This window comes from Nocardiopsis tropica, assembly GCF_042660575.1.
In the GTDB taxonomy this organism is placed as follows: Bacteria; Actinomycetota; Actinomycetes; order Streptosporangiales; family Streptosporangiaceae; genus Nocardiopsis; species Nocardiopsis tropica.
The window spans coordinates 288335-306594 of sequence record NZ_JBHSUF010000009.1 but is presented as its reverse complement, the minus strand read 5'-3'; the positions used below and the strand labels follow the sequence as shown (position 1 = coordinate 306594).

The 18260-nt window shown below is 74.2% G+C and carries 14 protein-coding genes; 8 read left to right on the top strand and 6 right to left on the bottom strand.

Going from position 1 to position 18260, the window contains the following annotated elements; translation table 11 throughout:
* Together ACFQBR_RS17200 and ACFQBR_RS17195 are read right to left on the bottom strand one after the other, a co-directional pair.
* The coding region (locus tag ACFQBR_RS17200) for a cellulose-binding domain-containing protein (protein WP_378553811.1) at positions 1 to 697 on the bottom strand (697 nt) is incomplete at its 3' end.
* A 422-nt stretch (positions 698 to 1119) separates the two neighbouring features.
* Positions 1120 to 1905 carry an NRDE family protein gene (locus tag ACFQBR_RS17195; RefSeq protein WP_344180699.1) on the bottom strand — a complete coding sequence of 262 codons (786 nt, stop codon included), beginning with the start codon at positions 1903 to 1905 and terminating at the stop codon, positions 1120 to 1122.
* A gap of 312 nt (positions 1906 to 2217) precedes the next feature.
* Between ACFQBR_RS17195 and ACFQBR_RS17190 the strand changes: the two genes are divergently transcribed.
* Together ACFQBR_RS17190 and ACFQBR_RS17185 are read left to right on the top strand one after the other, a co-directional pair.
* The gene (locus tag ACFQBR_RS17190) at positions 2218 to 4806 is read left to right on the top strand and encodes an HAD-IC family P-type ATPase (RefSeq protein ID WP_344180697.1); all 2589 of its coding nucleotides are present in this window, start codon (positions 2218 to 2220) and stop codon (positions 4804 to 4806) included.
* A gap of 285 nt (positions 4807 to 5091) precedes the next feature.
* Positions 5092 to 5571 (top strand): tRNA-specific adenosine deaminase, encoded by a 480-nt coding sequence (locus ACFQBR_RS17185; RefSeq protein ID WP_267945291.1) that lies wholly within the window; start codon positions 5092 to 5094, stop codon positions 5569 to 5571.
* Between the two features lie 95 nt (positions 5572 to 5666).
* Here ACFQBR_RS17185 and ACFQBR_RS17180 read toward each other — a convergent pair whose 3' ends face one another.
* Both ACFQBR_RS17180 and lnt read right to left on the bottom strand, forming a co-directional pair.
* The gene (locus tag ACFQBR_RS17180) at positions 5667 to 6251 is read right to left on the bottom strand and encodes an FxsA family protein (protein WP_267945292.1); all 585 of its coding nucleotides are present in this window, start codon (positions 6249 to 6251) and stop codon (positions 5667 to 5669) included.
* Positions 6252 to 6405: 154 nt separating this feature from the next.
* Positions 6406 to 8088, bottom strand: a complete 1683-nt coding sequence (gene lnt, locus ACFQBR_RS17175) for an apolipoprotein N-acyltransferase (protein ID WP_378553808.1) — start codon at positions 8086 to 8088, stop codon at positions 6406 to 6408.
* Between the two features lie 614 nt (positions 8089 to 8702).
* Between lnt and ACFQBR_RS17170 the strand changes: the two genes are divergently transcribed.
* Positions 8703 to 9923, top strand: a complete 1221-nt coding sequence (locus ACFQBR_RS17170) for an ABC transporter ATP-binding protein (RefSeq protein ID WP_267945293.1) — start codon at positions 8703 to 8705, stop codon at positions 9921 to 9923.
* 176 nt (positions 9924 to 10099) lie between these two features.
* Here the strand turns inward: ACFQBR_RS17170 and ACFQBR_RS17165 are convergent, their stop codons facing one another.
* Positions 10100 to 10600, bottom strand: coding sequence for a TspO/MBR family protein (locus ACFQBR_RS17165; RefSeq protein ID WP_344180695.1), 501 nt, complete (start codon positions 10598 to 10600; stop codon positions 10100 to 10102).
* Positions 10601 to 10818: 218 nt separating this feature from the next.
* Between ACFQBR_RS17165 and ACFQBR_RS17160 the strand changes: the two genes are divergently transcribed.
* A complete protein-coding gene (locus tag ACFQBR_RS17160; RefSeq protein ID WP_344180701.1) occupies positions 10819 to 12918 on the top strand; it encodes a prolyl oligopeptidase family serine peptidase in 2100 nt (699 codons plus the stop codon).
* 255 nt (positions 12919 to 13173) lie between these two features.
* Complete coding sequence (locus ACFQBR_RS17155) at positions 13174 to 14376, top strand: JmjC domain-containing protein (RefSeq protein WP_267945295.1); 1203 nt, start codon at positions 13174 to 13176, stop codon at positions 14374 to 14376.
* 124 nt (positions 14377 to 14500) lie between these two features.
* On the opposite strand, the gene ACFQBR_RS17150 is transcribed toward ACFQBR_RS17155, so the two are convergent.
* Entirely contained in the window at positions 14501 to 15325 is an 825-nt protein-coding gene (locus ACFQBR_RS17150; RefSeq protein WP_344180692.1) for a TetR/AcrR family transcriptional regulator, read from the bottom strand.
* A 119-nt stretch (positions 15326 to 15444) separates the two neighbouring features.
* On the opposite strand from ACFQBR_RS17150, the gene ACFQBR_RS17145 reads away from it, so the two are divergent.
* From ACFQBR_RS17145 to ACFQBR_RS17135, 3 genes are all read left to right on the top strand, one after another.
* Complete coding sequence (locus ACFQBR_RS17145; RefSeq protein ID WP_344180690.1) at positions 15445 to 16461, top strand: ATP-binding cassette domain-containing protein; 1017 nt, start codon at positions 15445 to 15447, stop codon at positions 16459 to 16461.
* Positions 16458 to 17327, top strand: coding sequence for an ABC transporter permease (locus tag ACFQBR_RS17140; RefSeq protein ID WP_344180688.1), 870 nt, complete (start codon positions 16458 to 16460; stop codon positions 17325 to 17327). The genes ACFQBR_RS17145 and ACFQBR_RS17140 overlap by 4 nt, the downstream gene beginning before the upstream one ends.
* Positions 17328 to 17395: 68 nt before the next feature.
* Positions 17396 to 18130: a DUF2306 domain-containing protein gene (locus tag ACFQBR_RS17135; protein WP_344180686.1), complete on the top strand. Its 735-nt coding sequence runs from the start codon at positions 17396 to 17398 to the stop codon at positions 18128 to 18130.
* Positions 18131 to 18260: the final 130 nt, after the last annotated feature.

The window sequence follows — 18260 nt, the reverse complement described above, 5'->3', positions numbered from 1 at the left end:
CCTGGGCCACCGCCTCGTCCAGGTGCTCGCGCAGGCCCATCGATCCGGTGGTCGGGCTGTCGTTGCCCTCGATCGCGCTGATCTGGTCCAGCCACACACCCGTGGGCTGGTCGGAGATCGCGTCCCCGCCCGGCTCGGAGGCGGCGTTGGCCGACCAGATCGGGTTCACGTACACATCCGCGCCCTCATACGGATTGTCCACGCGGTCCCCCGGTTCCGGGTCGGGGTCCGGGTCCGGGTCGGGTCCTGGACCGGGGTCGACCGATCCGTCGCACACCACGCCGTTGAGGGTGAACTCCGACGGTGCGGCGTTGCTGCCGGAGTAGGAGGCGTTGAACCCGAAGGAGACGGTCCCGTTCGTGGAGATCGACGAGTTGTGACCGGCGGCGGTCACCGACACGTCCTGCCCCGACTGGGTGTGCGTACCGTTCCACAGGTTCGTGACCTGCTGGTTCCCGGGGAAGGACCAGTCGAGGGTCCAGCCGTTGAGGGCGGTTCCCAGGTTGGTGATCTCGACGCTCGCGGTGAAACCGGAGCCCCAGTCGTTGACCTGGTAGTCCACCTCGCAGCCCGGGGCGGCGCTCGCGGGCGTGGTGGGAAGGAGTGCCAAGGTGGTGCCGAGTACGAGGGCCGAGGCCGCGGCGAGGCCTCGTCGTGTCCGCGAGCGTGTGCTCGCGCCACGGTGGATCCTGCTCATGTCGTCTTCTTCCTCATGGAGGGGGGTGACCAAAAGGAGCTTGCGGAGTGTCGACCGGGGGTGCGGGCGACGGTTGCGTGAGGTCCGCTCAGACGTGGACGGGGACGGAGGTGCGCGGGGCATGACGACCTCGTACTGGCAGGGGCGCGGTGCGCCAGGGGATGTGGGAGCGCTCCCAAACGGCAGGCGAAGAAAACCCGACCACCATGGTGCGACGCCGGGCGAGGGGTGTGGGAGGAGGGGGATGTCGGGGGATGTCAGGGGGAGGGGGATGTCGAAAGAATGTGACCCAAGTCATTTGGGAACGCTCCCATGAGAGTAGCCAGCGGCCGACCTCCTGTAAACACCCCGTTGCGGGAATCCTTCGCGGAGGTTTCGCTCCGCGGCCCGTCGCCGCCCCGGGCCGGGGCGGCGACGGCCCCTCACACCTCGACCATCCGCCACGCCCCGGCGTCGGCAGGGGCGTCCGTGAAGGCGTAGCGGACCGTCTCACGGTCCAGCGCGACCAGCGTCACCGAGCCCGTCGCCCAGATCCGCCCCTCCCCCAGATCGGCCCGCGCGACCAGGCCCGACGGATCGCCCTGGCCGTCGGCGCCCACGGAACGGGGGGTCGCGCCGGCGGCCTCGGTGATGAGGCGCGGCCACTCGCCCCAGACCTCCTCCACCCCTTTCGCGGCGGCCAGGTCCGCCGGGTCGGGCCGGGTGGCCGCGAACTCCGGCGTGTGGCGCGCCGCCCTGGGGTCGTGCGGGTCCAGGCCGGTGTTCACCACGATGCTCACCCCCGCGGGCAGCGGCCTCGTGTCCATGCACCGCCCGTCCCAGCTGTGCAGGCCGACCCTGTGGGCGTCGGCGTCCAGGAGGTGGAAGGGCGCGTACCGGGTGGGGTCCTCCCCCTGGAGCGGGTCCCGCACCGGGTGCGCGAGGGCGCGCAGCGGCAGCTCCCCCCGGCTCGCCGGGTACACGCCCTCCCAGGGCATGCTCCCGTCCCAGGGCCACCCGTTGAGCACGGCGCAGACGCGGGGGCGGGCGGGGTTCACCGCCAGCCAGGTTCCCCCCGCCGTGAGGTCGCGCCCGCCGACCAGCTCGGGCCGGTCGGGCCAGTGGCGCGCGGGCGGGTCCCAGGGCCGGAGGGACATCTCGTCCCGGAGCGCCGCGATGACGAGTGGTGTGTCGGCGCCGGGATCGAATCCGACGATGACGGTGCACATGAGGACCTCTGCTGTCTCCCCGGAGGCACGGCCCGAGAGGCCCGACCGGAGGGTGGACGGAACTGTACCCGGACTCTACGTCCGCTCGGGGCCTGCCGGGGAGGGCGGGGCGGGCGCCGGACACGGCCGCCGTCCCCCCGGACGCCTGGTGGTGCGGGTACCACCCGGCATCGGGGGGACAGGACGCCCGCGAGTGGTCCGGGGGTCTTCTAGGCTGTGGATCTCCTTACTCTCCGGACGTCCGTGGCCGGTGCGCCCCCTCGCGTGTTCAGGGGCCCGTCCACCCGTCTCCCGTACCACCCAGGAGTGTGCGTGCCCGTCCAACCCGAACGACCCGACGACGGTGCGGAAGGCGCCTCGGACAGGGATTCGCAGGCGGCTGCCCCGAACGTCACCGGCGCGCGGCCCGAGCGTGCCGGGCCGGGCCTCCACGGCCCCCCGTCCGAGACCGGGCTGACCCTGGCGGAAGTCGCCGAGCGGGTCGCCACCGGCCGGACCAACGACGTCCCCGTGCGTGCCAGCCGCAGCGTCGGGCAGATCATCCGAGCCAACGTGTTCACGCGGATCAACGCGATGATCGCGGTGCTGTTCACGATCATCGCCGTGATCGGTCCCGTCCAGGACGGGCTGTTCGCGATGGTGATCCTGATCAACACGCTGATCGGCATCGTCCAGGAGCTGCGCGCCAAGCGCACCCTGGACAAGCTCGCGATCGTCAACGCCGCCCACCCCCGGGTCGTGCGCGACGGCGCGACGGTGCGCGTGACCACCCAGGAGATCGTCCTGGACGAGGTCCTCGAGGTCGGCACGGGCGACCAGATCGCGGTCGACGGCGTCGTCACCTGGGCGGGAGGGCTGGAGGTCGACGAGTCCCTGCTGACCGGCGAGGCCGATCCCGTGCTCAAGCGGCCCGGCGACACCGTGATGTCGGGCAGCTTCGTGGTGGCGGGCGCCGGGCGCTTCCGCGCCACCAAGGTGGGGCGGCACGCGTACGCGGCACGCCTGGCCGAGGAGGCGAGCCGGTTCTCGCTGGTGCACTCGGAGCTGCGGTCGGGCATCAACCGCATCCTGACCTGGATCACCTACGCACTGTTCCCGATCGGTGCCCTGCTGATCTACAGCCAGCTGTTCATGGGCGGCCACGTCACGCTGGAGGAGCCCACGGCGGGCGGCCAGATCTCCGGCCCGCTGGCGGACGCGCTGCGCGGCATGGTGGCGGCGCTGGTGTCGATGATCCCCGAGGGGCTGATCCTGCTCACCAGCATCGCCTTCGCGGTCGGTGTGATCCGGCTGGGGAAGTACAAGTGCCTGGTGCAGGAGCTGCCCGCGATCGAGGGCCTGGCCCGCGTGGACGTGGTGTGCACCGACAAGACGGGGACGCTGACCGAGGCCGGCATGAAGCTGGCCCAGATCCGCGACCTGGGAGGGCGCGCGGTAGGCGACGACCCCTCGCCGACCCAGGTGCTGGCCGCCCTGGCGGCCTGCGACCCCGACCACAACGCGAGCATGGCCGCCATCGCGCAGGGGTTCGGGTCGAGCGGGGTGTCCGCCCCCGACTGGACCGTCACCGCGCTGGCGCCGTTCTCGTCGGCCCGCAAGTGGAGCGGGGCCGGCTTCCTCACCCCGGGCGGCGAGGAGCACTGGGTCCTGGGCGCCGCCGACGTGCTGTCCTCCCCCGACTCCCCCGCCGCGGCCGAGGCGGCACGGCTCGGCTCGCAGGGGCTCCGGGTGCTGCTGCTGGCCCGCGCCTCCGCCCGGGTGGACTCCGACGACGCCCCCGGCGAGGTGGCCCCGGTCGCGCTGGTGGTCCTGGACCAGAAGGTGCGCGAGGACGCCGGGGCCACCCTCGACTACTTCGCCGGCCAGGGCGTCGACGTCAAGATCGTCTCCGGCGACCACGCGGCCTCGGTCGGCGCGGTGGGCCGCGAGCTGGGCCTGCCCGGCGCGGAGGACCCGGTGGACGCCCGCTCCCTGTCCGCCGACGCGGGCGAGCTGGCCCGCGAGGTCGAGAGGCGCTCGGCGTTCGGCCGGGTGACCCCGGAGCGCAAGCGCGACATGGTGCGCGGGCTGAAGGACCGCGGGCACACGGTGGCGATGACCGGCGACGGCGTCAACGACGTGCTGGCCCTGAAGGAGGCCGACATCGGGGTGGCGATGGGCTCCGGCAGCCCGGCGTCGCGCTCGGTGGCGCAGCTGGTCCTGCTGGACAACCGCTTCGCGGTGCTGCCGCGCGTGGTGGCCGAGGGCCGCCGGGTCATCGGCAACATCGAGCGTGTGGCCAGCCTGTTCCTGACCAAGACCGTGTACACGATGACGCTGGCGATCATCGTCGGTCTGCTGGCGGTCGCGTACCCGTTCTTCCCCCGGCACGCGACGCTGATCAACGCGGTGACCTTCGGCATCCCGTCGTTCTTCCTGGCCCTGGCGCCCAACACCGACATCGCCAAGCCGGGGTTCGTGATGCGCACGCTGCGGCTCGCCATCCCCTCGGGGATGGTGGCCGGTTTCGCGGCGGTGACGACCTACCTGCTGGTGCTGGGCGGGCGGACCGTCCCGGACCCGGCGGACCGCACGGCGGTGGTGATCACGCTGTGCGCGACCACCCTGTGGGTCCTGCTGCTGGTGGCCAAGCCGTACGTGTGGTGGAAGGTCCTGATGGTGGGCTCCATGGTCGGCCTGCTGACACTGGCCATGGTGACGCCGCTGGGCCAGTGGTTCTTCGACCTGGACGTGAGCGACCCGGCCAAGGTCCTCACCGGTCTGGCCGTGGCCGGGGTGGCGATCGTGGCGATCACGGTGATCCGGGTGGTGGACGACCGGTGGATAGCCCGCTCCGAGGCCCGCGCCGCCGAGGAGGCGGCCCGTGAGGAGGACGGGCACCGGGAGGCCTCCATGGTCTAGGGGACCGCACCGGCCCCCGACGGCCGCGCCGGACGTGCTCCGGCGCGGCCGTCCGCGTGTGCGGACCCGGCCGGGCCGGCCCCTGCCCGACCCTCAGCGGTGGGGTTCGGCCCGCTCCGCGGCGATGGCGGTGCGGGCGCGGGCCGGGAAGGAGGGTTCGGCCGCGGGCGCGGACCCCGGCCTGGCCCCGGGACGCCTCCCGCAGGGGGTTCGCCGTCCGGGCCGCCCCGGCGGTACCGTGGCGCGGACCGCGGCCGGGGGCCGCGGCGCGAGGAGAGGGAGGGCATGGTGGACGACACCGACCTGCGGCACCTGAGGCGTGCGGTCGAACTGGCCGCGGAGGCGCTGGCCGCGGGGGACGAGCCGTTCGGATCACTGCTGGTCGCGGCAGACGGGACCGTGCTGTTCGAGGACCACAACCACGTCGCGGGCGGCGACGGCACCCAGCACCCGGAGTTCGCGATCGCCCGGTGGTCGACGACCCGCATGACCCCGGCCGAGCGCGCGGCGGCGACCGTGTACACCTCCGGGGAGCACTGCGCCATGTGCTCGGCGGCGCACGGCTGGGCGGGCCTCGGCCGGATCGTGTACGCGAGTTCCTCGGCGCAGCTGGTCTCCTGGCTGGAGGAGTGGGGGGTGCCCGCGGGCCCCGTGCGCGCGCTGCCCGTCAACGACGTCGTGCCCGGGGTCGAGGTGGAGGGCCCCGTGGAGGCGCTCGCCGAGGAGGTGCGCGCGCTCCAGGCGCACTTCCACGACCGGGACTGACGACCGGGGGCCGGACGTGACGAGGCCCGCCGTGGGGCGATCCGCGGCGGGCCTCGTCGCTCCCGGGAGCGCGCCTGCCCCGGGAGGTGGATGGATCATCTGGGGGTGTCGTCGTCCCCGTCGGTGGGCTCGAACCGGCCCTGGATGACGCGTCCGCGGTCGGACGCGGGGGCGTCCCCCGCCGCGTCGGCGCCGGGGCGGCGGCCGAAGGGGGCGGCTCCGGGGCCTCCCCCGAAGGGGTCGCCCGCGCGTCCGCCCTGTCCGGGGACGCCGACGCCCTGCACGACGAACTCCTGGTTCACGCGGTCCTGCATCTTCCTCATCCGCCGCTGCGCCCATCCGGCGAACGCCCAGCGCAGCGCCGGCCGGGTGAACGGCAGGGCGAGCAGGAGTCCGAGCGCGGCGGTGATGAAGCCGGGGATGACGAGCAGGACGCCCCCCGCCATCAGCATGAGCGGGTCGAGCAGGCCGCCGCGCGGCGGCTCACCGGAGCGCATGGCCCTGTCGGCGTCCTGGAAGGCCTTGGTCCCGGCCCGGCGCAGCACGGCCACGCCCAGGACCATCAGCGAGACCAGTGCCGCCAGTGTCCAGGGGACACCGATCCAGCCGCCCACCACGATCATCAGCCACACTTCGAGGAAGGGCAGCGCCATGAGCGCCAGCACTGTCAGCAGCGGCATGCGGAACCATCCTCAGGGTCGTCGGCCAACGGGTCCTCCCTTACAGGGGTGAACGCGCCCGGGGCCCTGATGGTTCCCCGACGGGGCCCGCTCATCCGCGGGCGAACGCGCCGGACGCCCCGGCGGGGCGCCCGGCGCGGGTTCCGTGGCGTCCTCAGGCCCGGCGGCGGCCGATCACGAGGGCGGCGGCGACCGCGGCCAGGCCGAGGGCGCTCAGGGCCGCCTCGGGGGCGGCGCCGAGCCGGGTGGCCACCGTGGTGCCGTCCATGGCGTCGAGCTCGGCCACGTGGATGTCGGGCTCGCCCTCGGGGGACCGGTAGACGACGCTGCCGTCGGGGTCCACCACGGCGCTGACGCCGCTGGTGGAGACGACCACCGCCGGGCGGCCGTGCTCGACCGCGCGCAGCTGGGTGATGGCGAGCTGCTGGTCGGACTGGCCGGTGAAGTTGTAGTTGGCGTTGTTGGTGGGGATGACGATGACCTGCCCGCCCGCGGCCACGGACTCGCGCACCGGCGGGTCGAAGGCGACGTCGAAGCAGATGCCGACGGCCAGCGTGGTGCCGGCCACGTCCAGGGCCCCGGGTTCGGTGCCCGGGACGGCGTCGGAGCTGACCTGCTGCAGGCGGTCGACGAACCGCGTGAAGAAGTCGCGGTAGGGGACGTACTCGCCGAACGGCACCAGGTAGCGCTTGTCGTACAGCTCTCCCGGCCCGGTCTCCGGGTCCCAGACGACACTGCTGACGTAGCGGGTGCCGTCGTCGTTGAAGCGGCTCATGCCCCACAGCAGGGGGACGCCCGCGTCGGCCGCGGCGGCGTCGATGACCTCGCGGGCGACCGGGTCGCGGAAGGGGTCGATGTCGGTGGCGTTCTCGGGCAGCAGCACCATGTCCGGGCTCGGGTACTCCCCCTCGCGGACGGCGGCGGCGAGCTCGTGGACGCCGTCGGCGTGGTTGTTGAGCACCTGCATGCGCTCGCCGAGGATGGACATCTGGCCGACGTTGGGCACGTTGCCCTGGACCATGCCGACGGTGACGGTGTCGTCGACGGCGGGGCGGCCGATCGCGGGGGCCAGGGAACCCCCGGCGACGATGACGGCGCAGGCGGCCAGTCCCGCGGCCGCGCCGATCCACCCGGTGCGGGCCGGTGGGGCGTCCGGCGCCGTTCCCCGCGCGACGGGGAGGGCGTGGGCCGCGCGCAGCACGCTCCACAGCAGCAGCCCGCCGGTGAGGGCGACGGCGAAGGAGACGAGCGCGGAGGAGCCCAGTGCGGCGTAGCCGACGAAGGGCGTGTCGGGCTGGGCGAAGGCGAGCTTGCCCCAGGGGAAGCCGCCCAGGGGCCAGCGGGCGCGCACGGCCTCCTGGGCCACCCACAGCGCCGCGGTCCAGAGCGGCCAGCCGGGCAGGCGCATGACGAGCGCCACACCCATGGCCATGGGGAGGAAGTAGACGGTCTCGGCGCCGGCGATGGCCAGCCACACGTCCACGCCGAAGATGTCCTGCCAGTGCACCAGCGGCACCATGAGGGTGCCTCCGGCGAGGGCGCCGATCCAGGCGGCGCGGCGCATGCGGGTCCCGGCGACGGCGAAGGCGAGCAGGGCCGCGCTGAGGGGCCCCAGCCACCACAGGCCGAAGGGCGGCAGGGCGAGGAGCTGTGCGAGGCCGGAGCCGACCGCGGCGAGTACGCGCCACAGCAGGTCGAGGCGTCCCCAGCGGTGTCCCGCCATCAGAGCGGAGGCGAGGGAGCGTCCCGGGTTCGCCGTCCGCTCCCGCCCCTCCGGTCCCGGCGAGGGTCTGTCGGAGCCGGGGGCGTCGCCCTGCTCGATGTGCTCGGCAACCACGTGGGGTGCTCGCTTTCCGCTGGCGGGTGAAGTGCTGGCGGTCAGCATATTGGGGGGACGCGGAAAAGGCCCGAGCCACCCTTCGGACCGGCTCCGTCCCGTCGGCGGCGAGCTCGGAAGACCGTTGTCTACTGGATGTCCGGGCCTTTTCCGGGTCCAACCCCCCGCCCGGTCGTGGTACTCCGCCCCTCACCCGATCCCAACTGCACCTGGCGCGTGATGCAGCGTCCGATCGGACGAGCGGGGGCCGCACAACCGGTCCGTCCAGTGCTGGACTGGTCGTTAGGTTACCCAGACTCCCCAACCGGATGCCTCAACCCGGCTGCCGTGTCGTGACCGCCGCTTCGAGCGTCTGGAGGGGAGATAGCGATGAACCGTCGGACAGGCTAACGCACCTGGGGCCGCCACGCCAGCTGGACCGGTGCCGTTTGTGTCTGACCGCAATCGGATCGACATCAGGCCAAGCCTGGACTTTTCGATCACGATCGTGTCTGATGTGATCAGTAAATCGGCCCGTTTCGATCAACTTCGGAAACACCGGGTCGGGTGACGCGGACCTTCGGCCACGAGATCCCCGTCACCCCCACCTCGAGCCCAGCGCGGGAGCTGAAACCATGGCGGAGATCGTCCTTGAGGGCGTTGACAAGATCTACGGCGGCGACGTCAAGGCCGTCGACGACCTGAACCTGAAGATCGAGGACGGCGAGTTCATGGTGCTCGTCGGCCCGTCCGGCTGCGGCAAGTCCACCGCGCTGCGCATGATCGCCGGCCTGGAGGAGATCTCCGCCGGCACCCTGGTCATCGGCGACGAGATCGTCAACGACCGCCCGCCGAAGGACCGCGACATCGCGATGGTCTTCCAGAACTACGCGCTCTACCCCCACATGAGCGTCGAGCAGAACCTGGCCTTCGGCCTGAAGCTGCGCAAGGTCGCCAAGCCCGAGATCGCCCGCCGCGTGCAGGAGGCGGCCGAGATGCTGGGCCTGGAGCCCTACCTCAAGCGCAAGCCGGGCGCGCTCTCCGGCGGTCAGCGCCAGCGCGTGGCCATGGGCCGCGCGATCGTGCGCGAGCCGCGCGCGTTCCTCATGGACGAGCCGCTGTCCAACCTGGACGCCAAGCTGCGCGTGCAGATGCGCGCCTCCCTCAACCAGCTCCACGAGCGCCTGGGCGTCACGACGGTCTACGTCACCCACGACCAGATCGAGGCCATGACCCTCGGCGACCGGGTCGCGGTGCTGCGCGACGGCCGGCTCCAGCAGGTCGACACCCCCAAGCGCCTGTTCGACTCCCCCGTCAACCTGTTCGTGGCCGGTTTCATCGGCTCGCCCGCGATGAACTTCGTCGACGCCGAGCTGACCGCCGACGGCAGCGGGGCGACCCTCACGTTCGCCGAGCACAAGCTGCCCGTCCCCGCGGCCGTCCTGGACGCCCGTCCGAAGCTGCGCGACTACCTGGGCCGCTCGGTCATCCTGGGCATCCGCCCCTCGGACTTCAACGACGCCGAGTTCGACGGCAACGGCGACCCCCGCATCGAGGTGACCGCGGGCGTCACCGAGGAGCTGGGCACCGAGATCAACATCATCTTCGGCGTCGACGCCCCGCCGGTGCGCCACGAGGACGCCACCGCGCTGGCCAGGGACGCCGCGGGCGACGACGAGGAGAGCGCCGAGGCCGCGCTGCCCCTGGGCGGCGACCGCTCGCTCTTCACCGCCCGGGTGAGCCCCCGCAGCCAGGTGCGTCCCGGCAGCAAGGTCAGCCTGTCGGTGGACGTGAGCCAGCTGCACTTCTTCGACCAGGAGAGCGGTCTGGCCATCGGCCACCCCGACAACGCCTGAGCGGTCCCTCCGGCTCCGTGAGCCGTGGGTTCGGAGGGGGCGGGACCGGGGCCCCGAAGCCGCGGCCCCGCCCCTCCGGCCGGTCCGCCGCCCTCCGGGGCCCGGGGGCGGTTTCCCGCGCGACGCGGGGAGCCGCCCCGCCCCTGTTCACCGGGGCGGCGGGTGGCGGGCGGGGCTCAGTTCGCCACCGCGATCGCGAGGTTGAGGGCGGCGGCGAAGAGCACCCACAGCAGGTACGGCACGAGCAGCAGCGCCGCGGCGGTGCTGTGCCGGCGGCCCAGGGCGATCGCGGCGGCCACCGCCACGGCCAGGGCGGTGATGTCGGCGAGCGCCGCGGCGTACAGGCCCGCGCCGAAGAACAGCGGGGTCCACGCCGCGTTGAGCACGAGCTGGAGGGCGTAGACGGCGAAGAAGGCCGGAGCCCCCGCCGTCCCGGAGGCCCTCCACACCAGCCATCCGGCCAGCGCGATCACCACGTACAGCGCGGTCCAGACGGGGCCGAACAGCCAGGCGGGCGGCGCCCAGGCCGGCAGCTCCAGTGCCGCGTAGACCGCGCCCGACCCGCTCGCCGCCGCCCCGCCCACGGCCGCCACCGCTGCGACGGCCGCGGCGAACCCCGCCGCCGCCAGGACGGACCGACCGAGCGGCGCCCCGCGCCGCTCCACCGTCTCCCCCATGCTCTCCTCCCGGTCCCGGGCGGTGTGCCCGTCGAGTCCGCGGGACGTGGCGTCCCGCGTCCGGGGTCCTACCCGTTCGGACCCGCTCCGCCCACAAGGGACGCGAGCCCCCACACTTCCCCAAACAGTGCATAAACCTGACCAGTCGGACATACTCATGTTCCTGTGGGTGAGGTAGCTGTTGCTTGACCGCCGACTCGGCCCACCTGAACCATGTGATGGTGCCCAACCGAGCCCCCGGAGCAGCCCTCGCCCCCGGCCCCGTCGTCGACACCCTGCACGGCCGCCGGGTGGCCGACCCCCACCGCTGGCTCGAGACCCCCGACTCCCCCGAGACCGCCCGCTGGCTCGACGAGCGCCGCCGCGAGTACGAGCGCGAGGCCGCCGCCTGGCCCCTGCGCGAGCACCTGGCCGAGCGGATCCGCTCCCTCGTGGCCACCGACCTGTGGAGCGTCCCCGCGCACCGGCCCGGCCGGGCCTTCGCCACCGTGCGCCCCGCCGGGAGCGAACACCCCCGCCTCGTCGTGCTGGAGGGGTCGGCGCCCCCGCGCACCGTCTACGACCCCGCGGCCGAGGACCCCACCGGACGCACCACCCTGGACGCCTGGGAACCCGGCCCCGGCGGCGACATGGTCGCCGTGCAGACCTCCCGCGGCGGCGTCGAGCGCGGGATCCTGCGGGTGCTCTCCACCGCCACCGGCGACCCGTGCGGACCGCAGGTGCCGGGGGTGCGCTACTCCCACGTCGCGTGGGCCCCCGAGGGCGACCCCTCGTTCTTCTACGTGCGCCGCGACGGCGAGCGGGGGGTGCGCGGCGTCTGGCTGCGCCGCGTCCGCGACGGCGCGGAGACGCTCGTCCACGCCTGCACCGCCCCCGGCACCGTGCCCGGGGTCCGCGTCCTGGGCGGACGGTGGCTGCTGGTCACCGAGAGCCACGGCACCGGGCACCGCACCGACCTGTGGCTCGCCGACCTGTCCGGCGGCCGGACCGCACGGCCCGCGCCGAGACCCGTCCAGGTGGGCGAGGAGGGCGAGACCGAGGCCCGGCTGGGCCCGGACGGCCTCCTGTACCTGCGCACCACCCTGGGAGCGCCCTGGAGGCGCATCTGCGCGGTCTCCCCGGAAGAACCCGGGGTGGAGCACTGGACCGAGGTGGTGGCGCAGGAGAGCGGCGCCACCCTGGACGCGTTCGCGGTCCTGGCCCGCTCCCCCGGCGAAGGGGCCGGCGCCCCGGCGCTGTTCGTGTCGCGCACCCGCCTGGGGATCAGCGAGGCCTCCGTCCACGACGCCCGCACCGGCGCGCTCCTGCACCCCGTGGACCTGCCGGGCGAGGGCATGGTCTCCACCCCCGAGACCGCCCCCGACGGATCGGTGTACCTGGCGTACGCGGACGTGGCCGCCCAGCAGCGGATCCTGCGCCTGCCGCCCGGGGAGCGGCGGCCCGGCCCCTGGCCCCCGGGCGCCCCGGACGCCCCGCCCTCCCCCGCCGTGGAGCGCACCGTGCTGTGGTGCGGCTCCGAGGACGGCACGAGGGTCCCCGTCACGGTGTTCGGCGCGGCGGGCGCCGGTGCGCCCGATCCCTCCGGCCCCGCCCCGACCATCCTGCACGCCTACGGGGGCTTCGGCCGCCCGCGCCAGTTCGGGTTCAGCGCCACGGTGCTGGCCTGGCTGCTCGCCGGGGGGCGGTACGCCGTCGCCCACGTGCGCGGGGGCGGCGACGCCGGCCGCGCGTGGCACCTGGCCGGATCCGGCCGCGCCAAACCCCGCGCCGTCGAGGACCTGGTGGCCTCCGCCGACGCCCTGGTCGCGGCGGGGCTGTGCACGCGGGACCGGCTGTGCCTGTCCGGCGGATCGGCGGGCGGTCTGCTCGTCCTGGCCGCGGCGACCGCCCGTCCCGACCTGTGCGGGGCCGTGATCGCCTCGGCCCCGCTCGCGGACATGGCCCGGTTCGAGCGGATGGGCCTGGGCCGGATGTGGACGCGGGAGTTCGGCACCGCCGCCGACCCGGACGACTTCGCCGCCCTGATGTCCTACTCCCCCTACCACCGGGCCCTGGAGGCCGCCGCGCGCACGCCGCGGCCGGACTTCCCGGACGTCCTGCTCACCGGCTTCCACGGCGACACCCGCACCGACGCCGCCCACCCGCGCAAGATGTGCGCGGCGCTCCTGGCGGCCGCGCGGGACGGGGGACGCCCACCGGTCCTGCTCCGGTACGAACGCGACGTCGGGCACGGCCCGCGCGCGGTCGGCCGGGCGGTGGGACTGGCCGCCGACGCGCACGCGTTCGCGGCCCACCGAACGGGGCTGTCCCCGCGCTGACGCGCGCGGGCGGCCCTGGACAGAGGAAACAGCACGAGAAGCACACAGAAAAGCGAGGTGCGGTGCGTATGGACCCCATCGAGGTCGAGATCGAGGACCTGGCCGACGTGACGTCGCGCGACATCACCGCGGGCGGCGACAGCGACGGTACCGACTCCAGTTCCGACTTCATCTGATCTCGGGACCGGGGCGCTGCCCGGCCCGGGCGACCGGGCCGGGCGGCGCCCCCTCCCCCTTGTACGGAAAGGACGACCCGTGACCGACCCCGGCCACCTGTTCACCCGGACGCTGTGCGACATCGTGGGGCGGGAGGCCCTCACCACACGCCTGTCGGAGGAGTTCGTCTTCGCCGACCTGGGGGCGGAGGCGGTGCGCTCGCTGCTGACCTTCGACGACCTCAACGGGCTGCTGGCCGCGTGCTCGCCGGAACCGCCGAGACTGCGCCTGCACCGCGACGGGTCTCCCGTCCCGGTCGACCGCTACACCGAGACGGCGACCGCCTCGCGGACCGAGCGCCGGGTGGTGCGCCCCGAGGCGCTCTACCGGGAACTGCGCGCGGGGGCGAGCCTGGTCCTGGACGGGGTCGACAGGATGCACCCGCCCGTGGGGGCGGCGGCCGACGACCTGATGCGGCTCGTGCGCGAGCGCGCGCAGGCCAACCTGTACCTGATCTGGGGCGAGTCGCGCGGCTTCGACACCCACTGGGACGACCACGACACCGTGATCGTGCAGGTGGAGGGCACCAAGCACTGGCAGGTGCACGGCCCCGGTTCGCGCCCCTTCCCGATGAAGAACGACCTGGAGCACGACCACGAGCCCCCCCGCGACGCCGACGGCGGGCTGCACCTGGTGTGGGAGGGGGTCCTGCGCCCCGGCCAGGTGATCCACGTGCCGCGCGGCTGGTGGCACACCGTGACCGGGACGGGCGACGTGAGCATGCACCTGACCTTCGGGTTCACCCGCGCGACCGGGGTGGACTGGGCGGACGCCCTGGTGCGGCGGCTGTTCGCAGAGGAGGGGTTCCGGCGGGACCTGCCCCGCTTCTGCGACCCCGACGTGCGGCGCAAGCACCAGCACGAGCTGGCGGCGCGGCTGGTGGAGCTGGCCGAGGAGTGGGGCGTGGACGACTTCCTGGCCGAGCGGGACGCCCGGTTCCCGCGCCGGACGTCGTTCTCGCTCCCGTGGCCCGTCCAGGAGGGGGCTCCGCCGGAGGACGCCCGGGTGGAGTTCGTGCCGATCCTGCCTCCGCCGCTCGTCCGCGAGGACGGGCGGGTCGCGGTGTCGGTGAGCGGGCGGCGGTACCGGTTCCCCGCCGAGGTGGAGCCGGTCCTGGCGGTGCTGGCGCAGGAGCGCTCGCTCACGGTGGGCGCGCTGGCCGACCGCGCGGGGGTGGCCCCGGAGCGGGCCGCGGAGATCGTGGCGGTGCTGGCCAGGCACCACCTGGTGCTGGTGCGCTGACCGGTCGCGGGAGCGGGCGCCGGCGGCTCTCCCCCGCCCTCAGCGGTGCCGGCCGGAGGGGGCGGGGCGGCGCCGCGGCCCCCGGCCCGCGGGAGCGCGGGTCGCCCGCCCCGCGGGAGCGCGGCTAGCGGGCGGGGGCGTCCCCGCCCCCGGCCTCCCGCTCGGCGCGCAGTCGCCCGACGTGGACCTCGATGCCGTCCAGGACGCGGTGGAGGGAGAAGTCGAACTCCTCCGCGGGACCGCCGAGCCGGTCCGGACGCCCCGGCGGCGGCTCCTCCTCCAGCACCGCGCTCTCCAGCATCATCGCGATCGTGGGGAACTCCTCGCGGGTGACGACCTTGCGCAGGCCCACGCTGTAGTCGCGCTCGGCCTCGGCCATCGTGCTCCCCGCCTCCCTCGCCGCGCGCGCCATGTCCGCCTCCAGGCGGAGCGTGTCGCGCAGCAGGGAGGAGAGCATCGAGAGCATCTGGAGCGCGCCCCCCACGTCGAGCCCCGAGCGGACGACCTCGCGCAGGCCCGCCTCCATCCAGCGGAGGCCGTTGGGCCCGACGGGCGGCCCGCTGAGCGGGAGCTGGATCGCCCAGGGGTGGCGGCGGTACACCTCCATCACCTCGTGGACCCACTCCTCGACCCCGGCCCGCCACCCCCGGTCCGGGCGCGGCGCGGGCGGCGTCCCCTCCATGGCCCGGTCGCTCATGAGGACGAGCATGTCCTCCTTGCTGTCCACGTGCCGGTAGAGGGACATCGTGGTGTAGCCGAGCTCCTTGGCGACCCGCTGCATGGACACGGCCTCCAGGCCCTCCGCGTCCGCGACGGCGACGGCGGCGTCGACGACGGCCTCCCGGCTGAGCTTGGGCCGGGGCCCGCGTCTGGGGGCGGGCCGGTCCAGTCCCCACAGGAGGTCCACCTCCCGCGTCGTCCGGCTCGTCGGCTGCTGCTCGGTCGTCATACCCCACCAGTCGTCGGCTGCGCCCCTTCGGCTTCCAGGTCGCGTTGACACCCATCCTAAAACTGTGTATCTATTACACTAATACGTGTATGAGATAAACAGTTGAGAGGGCGCACGCCATGACCCACCCGACCCCGGCCATCAGCGCCCGGGGGCTCCGCAAGCGCTACGGCTCCACCCGGGCCCTGGACGGCGTCGACCTGACGGTCCCGCCCGGGACCGTCCTCGGCCTGCTCGGGCCCAACGGCGCCGGCAAGACCACCGTCGTGCGCACCCTGGCCACGCTGCTGCGCCCCGACGCCGGACACGCCCTCGTCGCGGGGTACGACGTGGTCGCCCAGGCCGACCTGGTCCGCACCAGGATCGGCCTGACCGGCCAGTACGCGTCGGTGGACGAACTCCTCACCGGCCGCGAGAACCTCGTCATGTTCAGCCGCCTGTACGGGTTCGGCCCCCGCGAGGCCGCGGACCGCGCCGAGGTCCTCCTGGAGCGCTTCGACCTGGTCGGGGCCGCCGACCGGCGCGCCGACGGCTACTCCGGCGGCATGCGCCGCCGCCTCGACCTGGCCGTGAGCCTCGTCCAGGGGCCCGCCGTGCTGTTCCTGGACGAGCCCACCACGGGGCTCGACCCGCGCAGCCGCCTCCAGGTCTGGGACTCGGTCCGCGCCCTGGCGGCCTCCGGCACGACCGTGCTCCTCACCACCCAGTACATGGAGGAGGCGGACCGGCTCGCCGACTCCGTCGCCGTGCTCGACCGCGGCCGGGTCATCGCCGAGGGCACGCCCGACTCCCTCAAGACCAGGGCGGGCGGCGACCGCGTCGACGTGATCGTCCGCGACCCCGCCGACCTGGAGGCCGCCGCCGAACTCCTGCGCTCCGCCGTCCCCGGGGCGGTCGGCGTCCACCGCCGTGAGCAGCGCGTCAGCGTCCCCGCCGAGGACCGCATGGCCGTGCTGACCGCGGTGGTCCGCGCGCTGGACGGCTCGGGCCTGAGGGTGGAGGACGTAGGCGTGCGCCGCCCCAGCCTGGACGAGGTCTTCCTCGCCCTCACCGGGGAGCCCGCCGCCGACCGCTCCGGCGGGGGCGCCGGGGACCCGGCCGCCTCCGACGGCACCCTCCGGAAGGAGTACCGATGACCGCCGCCGGCCTCGGAACCACGCCCCGCCCGACACCGCCCGGCGACGGCCCGCCCCGCCCGCCGGGCGCCCTCCGCGGGTGGCGCAAGGCGCTCTCCGACACCCTGGTCCTGACCCGCCGCAACCTCCTGCACATGGCGCGCGACCCCTTCGAGCCGGCCATCGCGATCACCATGCCGGTCATGATGGTCCTGCTCTTCGGCTACGTGTTCGGGGACGTGATGGCACCGCCGGGAACGGACGGCTACCGGGCGTTCCTGGTCCCGGCGATGGTCGCGATGGTCATGCTCTACGGCGTCGGCGGCACCGCCTCCGGCATCGCCCGCGACACCGACCGCGACGTGATGAGCCGCTTCCGCACGCTCCCCATGTCCCCGGTGGCCGTGCTGGGCGCCCGCGTCCTGACCGACATGGCCCGTGCGGGCGCCGAGGTGGCCGTGCTGCTCCTCGTCGGGCTGGCGATGGGCTGGCGCGCCGAGGACGGCCCCGGGGGCGCCGCCGCCGCGATCGGGGTGCTCCTGCTCTTCCGGCTGGCCCTGGTGTGGCTGGGGGTGCTCATGGGCCTTCTGCTTCCCACTCCCGATGCGGTGAGCATGGTGGTCTATCCGCTGGTCTTCCCGGTCACCATGCTCTCGACGAGCTTCATCCCCTCCTCGGCGATGCCGTCCTGGCTGGCCCCGGTGTCCGAGTGGAACCCGCTCTCGGCGGTGGTCACCGCCACCCGCGACCTGTTCGGGAACCCGTCGCTGCCCTCCGACGCCTGGCCTTCGGAGAACGCCCTCCTGCTGGCGCTGGCCGTCCCGGTCCTCGCCGTCGCCGTGGCCGCGCCCCTGGCCGTGCGGCGCTTCCGGCGGCTCAGCCGCTGACCCGGTCCCGCCGCGCCACCGCGAGCCCTGCCCCGCTCCTCGCCCCCTCACGACAGAGGAGAAGACCCATGACCACCTCCACCGCGGAGCCCCCCGGAACGGGCGCCGGCCGTAAGCGGCCCGCCGCGCGCTGGTGGGAGCGCCCCTGGATCGCACCGCTGGCCCTGCTCTGCGGGACCTTCGCCGCGTTCTCCGTCCCGCCCTACGCGCGACTGGACCCCGCGACCGCGCCCATACCGATCTGGGAGGAACCCGGCTGGTACTACCCGATGCTGCTGACGCACATCTTCGGCGGCACCGTGCTCATGGCACTGGTGACCCTCCAGGTGTGGCCCTGGCTGCGCCTGGCGTACCCCGCCGTGCACCGGTGGAGCGGGCGCGCCTACGTCGTGTTCGGCATCCCCTTCGTCGGGGTGCCGGCCCTGCTCATCGCGCCGTACAGCCACGGCGGGACCTCGGTCGCCCTCATCAACACCGTGTGGGCCCTCTCGTGGCTGGCCTTCACCGCCATCGGCTACACGATGGCCCGCCGGCGCCGGTACGGCGTGCACCGGGAGTGGATGCTGCGCAGCTTCGCGCTGATCCTGTCCATCCCCCTCGCCAGGGTGAGCGTGCCCCTGCTGATGCTCGCCGCACTGCCCCGCCTGGAGTCGGGTTACGGCGGTGACATGGAGGCGCTGATCCTGGACATCGCCCCGGGCGCGGCGTTCCTCAACACCGTGCTCCCCCTGCTGTTCGTGGAGTGGTGGCTCAAGTACCGCCGCCCCCGCGGACGCGGGGCACTCGCCCCGAGGACGGCGTGATCCGGTGCGGGGCCGCGGTGGCGACGGCGCTGCCGCGGCTCCGCACCGCACATCCCGGACACCCGAAACAGCGGACAAAAGACAAAAACGCACCAGATTTTGAGCGAACCGGACTTTCCGACCGCGCTTC